This window comes from Synechococcus elongatus PCC 11801 (assembly GCF_003846445.2).
Classification (GTDB): Bacteria; Cyanobacteriota; Cyanobacteriia; order Synechococcales; family Synechococcaceae; genus Synechococcus; species Synechococcus elongatus_A.
On sequence record NZ_CP030139.2, the window covers coordinates 1,806,522 to 1,820,203 of the forward strand.

At 53.6% G+C, this 13,682-nt stretch carries 13 protein-coding genes; 7 read left to right on the forward strand and 6 right to left on the reverse strand.

The genetic code is table 11. The features are described from left to right. Positions 1–13: 13 nt before the first annotated feature. Positions 14–601 (forward strand): cytochrome c oxidase subunit 3, encoded by a 588-nt coding sequence (locus DOP62_RS08865; protein WP_208675505.1) that lies wholly within the window; start codon positions 14–16, stop codon positions 599–601. A 9-nt stretch (positions 602–610) separates the two neighbouring features. On the opposite strand, the gene DOP62_RS08870 is transcribed toward DOP62_RS08865, so the two are convergent. The 3 genes from DOP62_RS08870 to xth form a co-directional block, all read right to left on the reverse strand. After that, the gene (locus DOP62_RS08870) at positions 611–1,102 is read right to left on the reverse strand and encodes a hypothetical protein (RefSeq protein WP_338429572.1); all 492 of its coding nucleotides are present in this window, start codon (positions 1,100–1,102) and stop codon (positions 611–613) included. A 429-nt stretch (positions 1,103–1,531) separates the two neighbouring features. Further along, a complete protein-coding gene (thrS, locus tag DOP62_RS08875) occupies positions 1,532–3,346 on the reverse strand; it encodes a threonine--tRNA ligase (protein WP_208675503.1) in 1,815 nt (604 codons plus the stop codon). An 83-nt stretch (positions 3,347–3,429) separates the two neighbouring features. After that, complete coding sequence (xth, locus tag DOP62_RS08880; RefSeq protein ID WP_208675501.1) at positions 3,430–4,230, reverse strand: exodeoxyribonuclease III; 801 nt, start codon at positions 4,228–4,230, stop codon at positions 3,430–3,432. Between the two features lie 160 nt (positions 4,231–4,390). On the opposite strand from xth, the gene DOP62_RS08885 reads away from it, so the two are divergent. Together DOP62_RS08885 and DOP62_RS08890 are read left to right on the forward strand one after the other, a co-directional pair. Beyond that, positions 4,391–4,651 (forward strand): hypothetical protein, encoded by a 261-nt coding sequence (locus DOP62_RS08885; RefSeq protein WP_338441113.1) that lies wholly within the window; start codon positions 4,391–4,393, stop codon positions 4,649–4,651. 213 nt (positions 4,652–4,864) lie between these two features. Further along, entirely contained in the window at positions 4,865–5,398 is a 534-nt protein-coding gene (locus DOP62_RS08890) for an alpha/beta hydrolase (RefSeq protein ID WP_208675499.1), read from the forward strand. Here the strand turns inward: DOP62_RS08890 and cobA are convergent. Together cobA and DOP62_RS08900 are read right to left on the reverse strand one after the other, a co-directional pair. After that, positions 5,395–6,186 (reverse strand): uroporphyrinogen-III C-methyltransferase, encoded by a 792-nt coding sequence (gene cobA / locus DOP62_RS08895; protein WP_208675498.1) that lies wholly within the window; start codon positions 6,184–6,186, stop codon positions 5,395–5,397. The genes DOP62_RS08890 and cobA overlap by 4 nt on opposite strands. A gap of 9 nt (positions 6,187–6,195) precedes the next feature. Next, entirely contained in the window at positions 6,196–6,942 is a 747-nt protein-coding gene (locus tag DOP62_RS08900) for a sirohydrochlorin chelatase (protein ID WP_261789980.1), read from the reverse strand. Positions 6,943–7,063: 121 nt separating this feature from the next. On the opposite strand from DOP62_RS08900, the gene thrC reads away from it, so the two are divergent. Then, entirely contained in the window at positions 7,064–8,164 is a 1,101-nt protein-coding gene (gene thrC, locus DOP62_RS08905; protein ID WP_208675497.1) for a threonine synthase, read from the forward strand. A 111-nt stretch (positions 8,165–8,275) separates the two neighbouring features. Here thrC and DOP62_RS08910 read toward each other — a convergent pair whose 3' ends face one another. Further along, entirely contained in the window at positions 8,276–9,097 is an 822-nt protein-coding gene (locus DOP62_RS08910) for an HAD-IA family hydrolase (protein WP_208675496.1), read from the reverse strand. A 140-nt stretch (positions 9,098–9,237) separates the two neighbouring features. Between DOP62_RS08910 and dnaN the strand changes: the two genes are divergently transcribed. The 3 genes from dnaN to purL are packed head-to-tail and all read left to right on the forward strand — an operon-like array spanning position 9,238 to position 13,639. Then, positions 9,238–10,365 carry a DNA polymerase III subunit beta gene (gene dnaN, locus DOP62_RS08915; RefSeq protein ID WP_208676850.1) on the forward strand — a complete coding sequence of 376 codons (1,128 nt, stop codon included), beginning with the start codon at positions 9,238–9,240 and terminating at the stop codon, positions 10,363–10,365. 30 nt (positions 10,366–10,395) lie between these two features. Next, on the forward strand, positions 10,396–11,262 hold the full coding sequence (locus tag DOP62_RS08920; protein WP_261789979.1) for an RNA metabolism: 867 nt from the start codon (positions 10,396–10,398) through the stop codon (positions 11,260–11,262). 43 nt (positions 11,263–11,305) lie between these two features. Further along, positions 11,306–13,639, forward strand: a complete 2,334-nt coding sequence (gene purL, locus DOP62_RS08925) for a phosphoribosylformylglycinamidine synthase subunit PurL (protein ID WP_208675494.1) — start codon at positions 11,306–11,308, stop codon at positions 13,637–13,639. Positions 13,640–13,682: the final 43 nt, after the last annotated feature.

Sequence of the window (13,682 nt, forward strand, 5' to 3'; positions counted from 1 at the left end):
ATCGGCATCTCTCATGACAACCACTCTTGAAGCTCCCAAGCATTCCCATTTAGAAGAGGCTCATCCCGATCATCGGATTTTTGGACTGATTCTCTTCTTAGTTGCAGAAGGGATGATCTTCTTAGGATTATTTGCTGCTTATTTAACGTTCCGTGCTGTCAATTCGCTACCACCGGAGCAAATGCCGGAGCTAGAGTTACTCGTTCCAGCTATCAACACAACCATTTTGATTAGTAGCAGCTTTGTAATTCATGGCGCTGAAGATGCAATCAAGAAAGACGATGTCAAGGGCGTGCAGCGGTATTTTGGCATTACAGCTCTAATGGGAGCTGTTTTTCTAGCTGGTCAGATCTATGAATATAGTCAGCTATCTTTTGGATTAAGAGATAACCTCTTTGCCAGCACTTTCTATGCACTCACTGGCTTCCACGGTTTGCACGTATTAGTCGGTTTGCTCGCAATTTTGGCAGTGCTTTGGCGATCGCGGCAACCCAATCATTACTCAGCTAAGCATCACTTTGGAATCGAAGCTGCTGAAATTTACTGGCACTTTGTTGATATTGTCTGGATTGTTTTGTTCGTATTACTTTATCTACTCTAATTAAAGTAGTCAGTGATTCTTTTTGAAAGGGCTAAATGCCTCTGAAAAAGGTGTCAGTTCATCATAGTAAATCTCTTCATCGACTTGAGGAGAAGCATTAACTTGTGGAAGATCATGATTACTATCCTGCCCCTTCCACTTTTGACTGAGGCGCAGGAGTTCTGGCTTGATGATTGACTCTACTAAATAATCAATCGTTTGTTTTTTAACCAAGCCAAATTTAACTAAGATTTGACCGAGTGGATGACCTCGATAGCTCGTTTTTTGGAGGCGTAGAGCTTTATCGAGATCTTCTCGCGAAATAATGCCGAGATCTAAAAGGTAATCCCCTAGTTGTTTACCCGGTTGAATCAGGTGATGCGATCGATATCGGAGGAAAAAATCAATGACTTTCCCTGAAACCCAACCATAGCTAACTAAAATCTCACCTAGTCGCTTGGCCGTTGGGTTGACATCACAGAACTGATCTTGTAGAGCTGCCTGTAGTTGACGTGTAGTCAAGAATCCACCAAGAACTAGATGCTCACCCAAAGCACGCCGGACAGACGCAGCTTGCTGTTCTTGAGAAGGCTGAGGTTGCGACTGTGCTGCAGCGGGTGACTGCTTCGGCTCACCTTCATGAGGGAAAGCTTGACCAAACGGTTGAGGCCCAAGACTCATTTTTGACACACGGTTGCAGTCTAGTGTTCTTAGTGTGCTGCCTTAAAGCCCAACTGTGTGGCACTCGACTCTACATATTCATAATCCTTTAAGAAAGGTTGCAGACAGTACAGCGACTGCCAATGATATGCAATCGCTAATTGTGCCAAAGGTGACCTTGGCTTGCTAGGTTGCAATCCATTATCCAAATCAAGATAGCTCGCTTTCTATCGATCCGGTGTCTGAGATCTATTTTGAGTAGTCAGCGTAATCTCATTGAGAAACTTGTGACTACAGGTGAGGCAGTTTCTCTGCGATCGCAGTTGTCAATCGCTGGGTAAGATCAGCAACCGTCAAACTCCCAAGATCACCCGTGGCTCGAGTCCGAATACTGAGACTGCCTGCTTCCGCTTCTTGAGCACCAACCACAGCCATGACAGGAATTTTCGCTTTCTCTGCATTGCGGATCAATTTGCCGAGGCGATCGCCACTTTGATCAACATGCACACGCACGCCCAAGGCTTGCAATTGACTCGCCACTTGGTTGCAATAATCCAGAACTGTTTCGGTCACTGGCAACAGGCGAATCTGCTCCGGTGCCAGCCAGAGAGGGAAATCGCCAGCATATTCCTCAATCAAAATGCCAATGAGCCGTTCCAATGAACCAAACGGCGCACGGTGAATCATCACAGGGCGCTGACGGCTTCCGTCTTCTGCCACGTATTCCAGATCAAAGCGCTCCGGCAAGTTGTAATCAACCTGAACCGTTCCTAGCTGCCACTCACGATCGAGCGCATCTTGGAAGATGAAATCGAGCTTCGGACCATAAAAAGCTGCTTCACCAACACCGATGAAGTAGTCCATACCGAGTGTGTCGGCTGCCGCCTTAATCGCAGACTCCGCTTTTTCCCAGACATCATCGGAGCCAATGTATTTGTCAGAGGCCGGATCGCGGAAGCTGAGGCGAGCTTTGAATTTTTTGAGGTTGAGCGCCTTGAAGACCGAAAGAATTAGATCAACGACGCTCAAAAACTCAGAAGCAAGTTGATCTGGACGAACAAACAAGTGAGAGTCGTCGACGGTAAAGCCGCGAACCCGTGTCAGACCACCGAGCTCACCCGACTGCTCGTAGCGATAGACCGTCCCAAACTCCGCAAACCGAATCGGTAGCTCACGGTAGGAGCGTAATTCGTTCTTGTAGATCTGAATGTGGAAGGGGCAGTTCATCGGTTTGAGGACAAACCCCTGCTCCAGCCCTCGAGCTTCATCGTCCTCAGCCATCAGCGGGAACATATCTTCGCGATAGTTCTGCCAGTGACCGGACACTTTGAAGAGGTCAACTCGAGCTAAGTGGGGCGTTACGACAGGCTGATAGCCCCGTTTTAACTGCTCTTGCTTGAGAAAGTCCTCAAGGGTCGATCGCAGGATCGTGCCTTTGGGCGTCCAGAGCGGCAGTCCCGGTCCCACTGGATCGGTAAACAGGAACAATCCCAACTCACGACCAAGCTTACGGTGATCGCGTTTGAGTGCTTCTTCCTTGCGGCGCTTGTACTCCGCCAGTTGCTCTGGTGTTTCCCAAGCGGTGCCGTAGATCCGCTGTAGCTGCGCTTTGGTTTCGTCGCCACGCCAGTAAGCACCTGCTACTGACTCCAGATCAAAAGCCTTGGGATTCAGTTCAGCCGTCGTTTCTACGTGAGGACCGGCACAGAGATCCCACCAGCGATCGCCCAAGTGGTAGAGCGTAATCGGTTCCGTCAATCCTTCAAGGATTTCCAGCTTATAGGGTTCACCTAAGGCTAAAATTCGCTGCTGAGCTTCTTCACGGCTGACTTCTTCGCAAATCACTGGCAGTTTTTGCTGGATGATCTTGGCCATCTCTTTTTTGATGGCCTTGAGATCAGCTTCAGTAAATGGCTCCGGCGTGTCGAAGTCGTAGTAAAAACCTGTCTCCGTCCAAGGGCCAATCGTGACCTGCGCCTTGGGAAAGAGCTTTTGCACTGCCATCGCCATCACATGCGACATCGTGTGTCGGATGCGCTTGAGTCGGTCTGACTCGCTGGTTTTGGGCAGGTGAATAGCTTCGGCAGACGGAGCAGATTGAACCATGAGGGGCACAAGAATCCAGTGACGCCCAATCAACAGGCAGGCGACTGTTCTATCCTACCGGCGCGATCGCCTCTCCCTGTCGCTCAAGACTCATCGGCTAGTTCTAGGACAACAGGGGTATGGTCGCTGGGCTTCTCCCAGCCGCGCGGCTCGCGATCGATGTAGCAGGCGATCGCCCGTGCCTTGGCTGATTCCGAGAGGTAGTGATGGTCAATTCGCCAGCCACGATTCCGCCGGAAACCGCCCGTGCGATAGTCCCACCAACTGAACTGATCGGCACCATCTTCAAATAGGCGGAACGCATCGACGAAGCCAAGGGAGAGCACCGACTGCCGCAACACTTCTCGTTCTGTTGGCGACGACATGATGTGCGTCTCTTTGCCCTTGGGGTCGTAAATATCGCGATCTTCCAGAGCAATGTTGAAATCGCCGCAGATGTGGATTTGGCTTTCGCGATCGCCCAGAGCCCTCAAATAACGCTGTAAGCAATCCAGCCAACGCAGCTTGTACTCGTATTTTTCGCTGCCAATTTCTGAGCCGTTGGGCACATAGAGGTTGATGATTCGCAGGCTACCGATGCGTCCAGAGATGACACGCTTCTGGTCATCCAAATCACCAACAGTTTCAGCAGCTAACACCGCACCAAAGCCAATCTGCACATCTTCTAAAGGTTGGCGACTGAGAATCGAGACACCGTTATAGGACTTTTGCCCTGAGATCGCGCAATGGTAGCCCAATTCCTGGAGCGGAACCAAGGGAAACTGCTCATCAACCACCTTTGTCTCTTGTAAGCAGACAACATCCACAGGCTGATCGGTAAGCCAACGTTGGAGATGTTCGAGACGACTGCGAATAGAGTTGACGTTCCAAGTGGCAATACGCATCACGATCGAGACAGAAGCAGGCCGCAGCTCAATCTATCGCGGTTTACCGTTTCCTGCGTCCGCTAGGATAAGAGCGTTATCTGACCGATTCTTGATGGTTATGAAGCGATCGCTAGCCTCTCTTCTCCTCGGCGGTTGCCTTGGCCTCTGCATCGCCCCCTTGGCTCAAGCCCAATTTGCTCCCGTTGGTAGCGGCACCACTTTTACCCCCAACAACGACCCGAGCAATCCGGCCAGTCGTCAGCCCAGCGATGCTTTTAGCATCTTCCAGCGGTTGCAGCAGGCAGCAGATGGAAATCCCAATTGGTCACTGCAAGAGCAAAGCCAAAACATTGACCGCGAGGCTGCACAATTTCGTCAGCAACAGCTCGAGCAAATGCGGCAGCGCAATACAGGTAACTCTTTCACACCAACCCCCTGAGAGCCAATCAGCCGTTTTGCGTTAGGGCTGTCTAGCAAGCGGTTGGACTCTTGATTAGGAACGGTTGATCGCAACCATTCACGCAAACGGGATCAATTCATTACGGGGCTGAGGATTAGGCAGAAATCAGCTATTCGTTTCAATTTCAGCCAAGATACCGAGATTTCCGAAGAGCGATGGCACACTACGACTAAGCTTTCGTGAGTTTTGCCCATGCGTCGCCCGCTCACTGCTCTTCTCTCGGGTCTGACTGTACTGCTAGCCAGTGCTGTTCCCGGCAAAGCAGCGGAAACCGTTACGCTCATCTACGGTCCTTGGAATCGGTCAGTTGAAGTTGCAGACCTGAAATATTTGGCAGAGACCGGCGAGGCTCGCGGCTTTCTCGGCACCATTTTGAAGCTGGGAAATCAAGATCCCAAGAAACTACAAGAGTTCCTGAACTTGAGCTTTCCTTTTAGCTTGGTGCAGGCGAGCGATCTGCTCTACAGCAGCCTGGGCACCGGTCTCCTCGATCGTGCTGGCACGATCATTGCGCCGCGCGTCTCTAATCAAGACGGTCGGCAGGCTTTGCGAGCCGCCATTCTGCTCTCGCTGGCACAAGATGGTCAGATCTCTCCAGTTGAGTTGCTCGACAATTACCCCACCGATATTCGTGTCAATGTCGATTCACTCCTCGGCTTGGTCGCTCAAATTGGCAACCTTGAGGAATTGATTCGATCGCTCGGTTCTGGCGGAAGCAGTAACTAAGTCTCAGACATCTCGCGATCGCCGGTCGACCGTTGGGACAGCAGGGGACTCAGCGTCACAACCTGACCAATTACTGCGATCGCGGGTGCTTGAAATTGACGTTCAGCTACGGCTGCAACAACAGTCTCGAGCGTGGCAAAGAGTTCTTCTTGTTCGGGTCGAGTTCCCCAGCGAATCAGTGCGATCGGCGTGGTGTCTGCCAATCCAGCCGATCGCAACTGCTGAACAATCAGGGCCAAATTATGTAGGCCCATATAAATCACAATTGTTTCGCTCCCGCGCGCGATCGCCTCCCAAGCAATGCTGGGGCGATACTTGCCAGCCATTTCATGACCGGTGACGAAAGTCACACTGGAGCTGCAATCGCGGTGAGTAATCGGAATGCCAGCATAGGCTGGCACCGCAACACCTGCCGTCACACCGGGAACAACTTCAACTGAAATTCCCGCTGCCTGGAGGTCGGCCATTTCCTCGCCACCCCGGCCAAAGACAAATGGATCGCCGCCCTTGAGACGCACAACCACTGCTTTTTGCTGGGCTTTTTCAATGAGTAATTGCGTGGTTTCTGTCTGCAGTAATGAGTGTTGTCCTCGCCGTTTTCCAGCGTGAATTTTTTCAGCAGCCGGATTGATCATTGCCAAGATTGCATCGCTGACTAAGGCGTCATAAATCACTACCTCAGCAGCTTCCAATAATGTCTTGCCTCGCAGGGTCAACAAGCCTGGATCACCAGGCCCTGCACCGACAAGATAAACTTTTCCTTTTGTATCAGAAGAAATCAGGGTCAAGGTCAGCAGTTAGTAGCAGATTTTCTCCCCAATTTCCCCAGGCTTCTGTGGAAAACGAGTAGGGGCCGAGGCTCGATTATCGCTGATCAAAACGTCAACTTGGAGCCACTGGGCGATCGCATCGAGAAACAGGGGCCACTGACTGAGGGGTGGGGCGAGGCAAGCAGTGGCATTGGCCGCTACACAAATATTTTGAACACTGTCATAGATCGGTCCTGGAAATAGCAAGAGTGGCAAGATGCGCTGGGGCTGAGTGTCCGCTAAGCGATCGCCCAAAAAGGGTTCAGCACGACAAAAGACGGGTGACCAACCAAACTCAGCCGCGAGTTGTTCGATCCGCTGGTTAGCAGCACTACGCCGGCTGCCATGGGCCAAGAGCCAAGTTTCGGTCTGGGGCTGAACTTGCGATCGCAACAGGTTTCGCAAACTACTCGACTCGCCCCAAGCGGCTTGGAGTTCCACAGGTAGGCGAAGTTGTTCTTGAGCAGTCGCCACTGCTGCTGGCAGATCTTCTGTCGTGTGAGTCCCCGCCAAGAGGAAAAGAGGATAAATCTGGACGGCGATCGTGCCTTGAGATTTCGCCTGCTGAGCCAACTGCACAATCTGCTCAGATAAGGGCGGATGCGGCCCCTCCAAAAAGGCGATCGCTGGTGCTGAACCAAGTCGAGGTGCTAGTTCAGTGGCGAGTTGCTGTAGAGCGATCGCTGACCGAGGATCTCGACTACCATGGGCCACCAGAATGCGAAGCGTACTCACAGGCAAAGTCTCAGATTGGAGGAGGGAAAGAGCACGGTAAACTGAGTCATGGCTTACTCTCTGCGAAGCGCGATCGTGCTTCGGTTGAGCCACTATCAATCCCTTCCACTCCAGAGTACTCGTGACCGCAACGTATCCGTCTGCCGCCCAACCTCAAAGCCGTGCCCACGGTTGGCCCGGACTGATCGAAGCCTATCGCGACTACTTGCCAGTCAGTGACACAACGCCGATCGTGACGCTGCACGAGGGTAATACCCCCTTGATTCCAGTGCCGACGATCGCTCGTGAAATTGGTCGTGGCGTTGAAGTATTTGTCAAATACGACGGTCTCAATCCCACCGGCAGCTTCAAGGACCGGGGGATGACAATGGCCATCACCAAAGCCAAAGAAGCGGGTGCCAAAGCGGTCATTTGCGCCAGTACGGGCAATACTTCGGCGGCTGCTGCTGCCTATGCTCGTCGTGGTGGATTGCGGGCCTTTGTGCTGATTCCGGATGGCTTTGTTGCCCAAGGCAAGCTAGCCCAAGCCCTGCTCTATGGTGCGGAAGTTCTGGCCATTAAAGGTAACTTCGATCGCGCTCTGGAAATTGTGCGAGAAGTTGCCAATCAGTATCCCGTCACGCTCGTCAACTCCCTTAACCCCTACCGACTCGAAGGCCAAAAAACAGCTGCTTTTGAGTTGATTGATGTTCTTGGTGAGGCTCCCGATTGGCTCTGCATTCCCATGGGCAATGCAGGCAATATCAGCGCCTATTGGATGGGCTTTCAGGAATACCACGCCAAAGGACTGAGCCAAAAATTACCGCGTATGATGGGCTTCCAAGCCGCTGGTTCAGCTCCCTTGGTAACAGGCTCAATTGTGCAATCACCCGACACGATCGCGACTGCAATTCGCATTGGGAATCCAGCAAACTGGCAGCGGGCATTGAAGGTTCATGAAGAGAGCAATGGTGCCTTTAATGCTGTCACCGATGCCGAAATATTGGATGCTTATCGCATGCTGGCTGGACAGGAAGGGATTTTCTGTGAGCCCGCCAGCGCAGCTTCTGTTGCAGGAATGCTGAAGTGCAAAGACGAAATTCCAGATGGCGCAACCATCGTCTGTGTCCTTACCGGCAATGGATTGAAAGACCCCAGCAGTGCAATTGAATTTAGCCATACTGATTTCAAAGCAGGAATTGAGCCAGATTTAGAGATTGTGGCTCACACTATGGGCTTTTAATTCCTGACTTTTTCCTAAGTGCATAGCAATTATTTTGCCCTGATTTATCGACAGAGTCAGGGCTTTTTTGTTTTCTAAAAGTATCAATAAAATATGCTCTATTTTCAGCGATTACTCTTGCATCACACGGGTCACGGCTTGCAATAAGTCTGCGGGAGTTTCCAGCAACCAATCCGGTCTCACAGCAGCTAGGCTACGACGATCGTTAAATCCCCACGTGACCGCGACAGCAATCAAACCCACCTGACGAGCCGCTTCAACATCGCGCGTTTCATCGCCGACATACATCACCGTAGCTGGCTGCCAGCCAGCCTGATAAATGAGCCGACTCAAGGCACGACGCTTGCTCAAAATGGGTGTTCCGGCCTGAACCACAGAAAACAGCGATCGCAAGCCTTGCCTTTGCAAAAAAGCTTCTACATTTTGCTGACTGTTAGAACTCAGAATCCCTAAGCAGAGCGATCGCGATCGCAGTTGCACCAGTAACTCTGCGATCCCTGGGAAAAGCTTCAAAGCCGGAAGGCAAGCACCAAGCTGACGCTGCACGCGCCGCAGCAAGCGCGCTTGCTGCCAAGGGGAAAGCCCTGCTCGGCGCACGATCGCCCGTGAGGACCACTGGCGCAGTTGCGCATAATCCCGTGCATCGATCGGCTTATAGCCAAAATCAGGAGCTTGGGCATTGGCAATCTCAACCACAGTTAGCAAAGAATCTACTAAAGTGCCATCAAAATCGAAAATAATCGCCTGTAAGGCCTGTGGATAACTCTGTGGATAACTCTGTGGATTTCTTGTGGAAAACCCCCTAAGTCTGTGGAGAAAGGGGATCCCTCTAAAGACCCCTGTGGAAAACCCCTTCAGTTTTTCCACAGCTTTTCCACAGAGGTCGATCGCTGAAAGCCTTGCTATAAAAGATTTCCAAGATCTTTTCCACATTTTCCACAGCCCCTATTACTACTGATCTAAAAATTAAAAAGAGATCCGATCCAGTAATCGCACGGTCAAAAGGCCTGTGGAAGAGCAGTGCTACGATGCTTTGGCAAGATTGCGATCAAGGGCTCGGGCAGCCTCCCCTCATGAAGTTGGTCTGTCGCCAAAACGAACTGAACACCAGTCTGTCGCTTGTTAGTCGTGCAGTGCCATCCCGCCCGAACCATCCGGTTCTCGCCAACGTCCTTTTGGCTGCTGACGCCGGTACGCAACGACTGAGCTTAACCGCCTTTGATCTCAGCCTTGGTATTCAAACCAGCTTTGCAGCTCAAATCGAGCGGAGCGGTGCGATCACTCTGCCTGCAAAGCTGCTCAACGACATCGTTTCACGCCTGCCCAACGATAGCGATGTCACGCTGGAAGAGCAGGAAACTGCGGCGACGCTATCGGTTGGCTCTGGCCAGTACCAAATGCGAGGCATTAGTGCTGACGAGTTTCCTGAACTCCCCCTCGTGCAAAGTCAGGAAGCACTGCAACTATCAGCCAGTGCTCTCATTGAGGGGCTACGCGGCACGCTTTTTGCAACGAGCAGTGATGAGACAAAGCAGGTTCTGACAGGGGTTCATCTCAAGGTGCAGCCCGATGGTCTGGAATTTGCTGCAACCGATGGCCATCGCTTAGCCGTGGTCAAAACCGAAAATGCAGCAGCAATCCCAGCGGCTGAGTTCGCTGTTACGGTGCCGTCACGGGCGCTGCGGGACCTAGAACGGATGATCTCGATCCGCGGCAGTGATGAGGCGATCGCGCTCTATCACGACCAAGGCCAAATTGTCTTCCAATGGGGTGACCAGTACCTGACTAGTCGGACGCTGGATGGCCAGTATCCCAACTACGGCCAGCTGATTCCGCGTGAGTTTAACCGCAATGTCGCCGTCGATCGCAAACGGCTCTTGGCAGCCCTCGATCGCATTGCAGTCCTTGCTGATCAGCAGAACAATGCGATTCGGCTCAAGCTCGATCCTGAGAGCAATAGCTTAGCTCTGTCGGTTGATGCACAAGACGTAGGCAGTGGCCAAGAAGTGGTGCCCGCTGAAATCATTGGTGAGCCGCTAGAAATTGCCTTTAACGTGCGCTATCTCTCGGAAGGGCTCAAGGCGCTGGCAACCACGGATATTCAAATTCAGCTCAACAGCAACACCAGTCCAGTGGTACTCAGCCCTCTAGGCCCTGTCAAAATCACCTATCTGGTGATGCCGATTCAGTTGCGCAGCTAGAGTTGAGATCCTTCTTGTTGCAGCTTGGTGATGTCAGATCAGCCTGAGGAACTGCGGGTTAGCGACCTTCTCAATCGACAGGTCCTCGATCGCCAAACAACGGACGAGCACGGTCGCATCGATCGCGTTTGGATGCATCCGCCTGCCCATCGGGTCTTGGGATTCCTCTGCCGGCAAGGGCTGATTCGTGGTGAGTTTTCTGCCTTTCGCCTCGATCAGCTGCATGCCCTCGGCGACGATAGCGTTGTGCTGGAAGCAGCACCGCAGCCTGCGAATCCTGAAAAAATCGATCGCCTTGAATCACTGCTGCAGCACGAGGTTTGGACCGATGCAGGACTCCACCTCGGCAAAATCGTTGACTGTTGCTTCGATCGACAGACCGGCTACATTCGCTCCTATCTGGTCAGCCCCCACGGATGGCGGGGTGTCGCGGGCATGCTTTGGGATCTCGATCCAACCTTGGTGTTGAGCTATGGCCAAGAGCGGGTTCTGGTTGCAGAACTCGATCCTGAGGCATTGCCGGTCTATGACCTTGGGTTGGTGGAATCGGTCGCCGGGGCTGAACCGGACTATCGGCAACTATTGGGTGATCTTCGGCAGCGCGCCCGCCATTGGAAGCAGGAACTGAAGCTGCAGGTCAGCAAGGCGAAAGAACAAGCGCAGCAGGTACTTGCCCAAGTTCAAGAAGTGCGAGAGCAAGCCCAGCAGCCCTTGGATTGGGATGAGCCGCAGCCAACACCCCTGGCAGATCTCTCGGACAGCAGTGAAGACTGGGAGGCGGTCGATACTGCCCTACAGCCCCTGCCGGAACTAAGACCTAAATCAGCCGCGATCGCCCCTCCAGTAGAGCCCTTGATTCCCCCAGAGGCTTTGGACGACGACGACCCGTGGGTCTAACGCCGATACAATTAAGGACGACTTCTGCGGGAATTCCAAAGCCATGACGGCGATCTCCTCTGCTCCCTTTTCGGCCGATGAAATTGCTGCTGAGGGCATCAAACCCGAGGAGTACGATGCCATTGTCGAGCGGCTGGGCCGCCATCCCAACAAAGCCGAGCTGGGCATGTTTGGGGTGATGTGGTCGGAGCACTGCTGCTACAAAAACTCGCGACCGCTGCTTAGTCAATTCCCGACGGAAGGCCCGCGCATTCTTGTCGGTCCTGGTGAGAATGCCGGTGTCGTTGATCTAGGCGACGGCCTGCATCTCGCCTTCAAAGTCGAGTCGCACAATCACCCATCTGCTGTGGAGCCGTTTCAAGGAGCAGCGACAGGGGTTGGTGGCATTCTCCGCGATATTTTCACGATGGGAGCCCGCCCGATCGCGATTCTCAACTCCCTCCGCTTTGGTGACCTCGAGCAGCCCCGGACGCGGCGACTGTTCCACGGTGTGGTCTCAGGGATTAGTCACTACGGCAACTGTGTCGGTGTGCCAACAGTGGGCGGCGAAGTCGCCTTTGACCCGGCCTATAACGGCAATCCCTTGGTCAATGCCATGGCCTTGGGGCTGATGGAAACTGACGAGATTGTCAAAGCAGGCGCTTCGGGGATTGGTAATCCGGTGCTGTACGTCGGTTCGACCACGGGACGCGACGGCATGGGTGGGGCCAGCTTTGCCAGTGCTGAGCTGAGCGATGAGTCGATGGACGATCGCCCGGCGGTGCAAGTCGGCGATCCCTTCCTTGAAAAATCGCTGATTGAAGCTTGCTTGGAGGCCTTCAAAACCGGCGCTGTCGTTGCTGCGCAGGATATGGGCGCGGCAGGCCTGACCTGCTCAACGGCAGAAATGGCCGCTAAGGGCGGCGTGGGCGTCGAGCTGGATCTCGACCTGATTCCTGTGCGCGAAAGCGGCATGGTGCCCTACGAGTACCTGCTCTCGGAATCGCAGGAGCGGATGCTATTTGTGGCCGCGGCTGGTCGCGAGCAAGAGCTAGTCGACATCTTCCACCGCTGGGGGTTGCAAGCCGTTGTCGCCGGCAAGATTATTTCCGAGCCAATCGTGCGGATTTTCTGGCAAGGGGCGATCGCGGCGGAAATTCCGGCCACAGCGCTTTCCGACAATACGCCGATCTACCACCGGCAGCTCCCAGACGAGCCGCCCGCCTATGCCCAACAAGCTTGGCAATGGTCGGTGGATCAGCTTCCTGCTGCCACTGCGACAGGTTGTGGCGATCGCAGTTGGAATGATCTGCTGTTGACTCTGCTGGATAGCCCCACGATCGCTTCCAAGCGCTGGGTCTATCGCCAGTACGACCACCAAGTCCAGAACAACACGGTTGTCTTGCCGGGGGCGGCAGATGCCGCTGTGGTGCGGTTACGACCGCAGATGGGCGCTGCTGCGCTGAAAACGTCCAACAAGGGCGTGGCAGCCACCACGGACTGCAATGCTCGTTACTGCTACCTGCAGCCCTACGAGGGGGCAAAAGCGGCGGTTGCAGAGGCGGCCCGCAACCTCAGCTGTGTTGGTGCTGAACCGCTGGCCGTGACCGATAACCTCAACTTTGGCAGTCCTGAGAAGCCGATCGGTTATTGGCAGTTGGCTGAAGCGTGCCGTGGTTTGTCGGAAGCCTGCCGCGAATTTGCGACGCCGGTGACTGGCGGCAACGTCTCGCTCTATAACGAAACGCTGGACTCTGAAGGGCAACCGCAGCCGATTTACCCAACGCCGGTGGTTGGCATGGTGGGTTTGGTTCCCAACCTCGATCGCGTTTGTGGTCAAGGTTTCCAATCCGTTGGCGATCGCCTCTACCTGCTGGGTCTGCCAACACAAGCGACTGACGATCGCCTCAGCTTGGGGGGCAGTGAATATCTCGCGATCGCCCATCAAACGGTGGCAGGGATGCCGCCACGGGTGGACTTCGACCTAGAGCGGCGAGTGCAGGCTGTCTGTCGCCTGGGCATTCATCAAGGTTGGATTCGATCGGCCCACGACAGTGCTGAAGGCGGCTTGGCGGTGGCGATCGCTGAATCGGCGATTGCCGGTTCACTGGGCGCTCGGGTCAATTTGGGTGAACTGATCGGCCATCGCCCCGATTGGTTGCTGTTCGCCGAAGGCGGTGCTCGGATTCTTGTTTCTGTCAATCCGGCTAATGTTTCGGCTTGGGAAGCGGAACTACAGGCGCAAATCCCAGCTGCTTGGCAAGCAATCGGCACCGTTGCTGAAGCAGACGCTGGACTGGCAATTACTGCTGGAAATCAGCCGCTCATCCAGCTTTCAGTCGATCAGCTCCAGCAGACTTGGGGCGGGGCGATCGAACGTCGTTTGGCCAAAGACTAACCGCAAGGCTTAACTCATTGTTAAATTTGCATTAGCCGCTACA

Bases quoted from the DNA above. Each gene is read 5' to 3' on its own strand.
- DOP62_RS08865 (WP_208675505.1), top strand. From the start codon at position 14: ATGACAACCACTCTTGAAGCTCCCAAGCATTCCCATTTAGAAGAGGCT.
- thrS (WP_208675503.1), bottom strand. From the start codon at position 3,346: ATGGTTCAATCTGCTCCGTCTGCCGAAGCTATTCACCTGCCCAAAACC.
- DOP62_RS08910 (WP_208675496.1), bottom strand. From the start codon at position 9,097: ATGTGGAAAAGATCTTGGAAATCTTTTATAGCAAGGCTTTCAGCGATC.
- purL (WP_208675494.1), top strand. From the start codon at position 11,306: ATGACGGCGATCTCCTCTGCTCCCTTTTCGGCCGATGAAATTGCTGCT.
- DOP62_RS08920 (WP_261789979.1), top strand. From the start codon at position 10,396: ATGTCAGATCAGCCTGAGGAACTGCGGGTTAGCGACCTTCTCAATCGA.
- DOP62_RS08890 (WP_208675499.1), top strand. From the start codon at position 4,865: ATGCGTCGCCCGCTCACTGCTCTTCTCTCGGGTCTGACTGTACTGCTA.
- xth (WP_208675501.1), bottom strand. From the start codon at position 4,230: ATGCGTATTGCCACTTGGAACGTCAACTCTATTCGCAGTCGTCTCGAA.
- dnaN (WP_208676850.1), top strand. From the start codon at position 9,238: ATGAAGTTGGTCTGTCGCCAAAACGAACTGAACACCAGTCTGTCGCTT.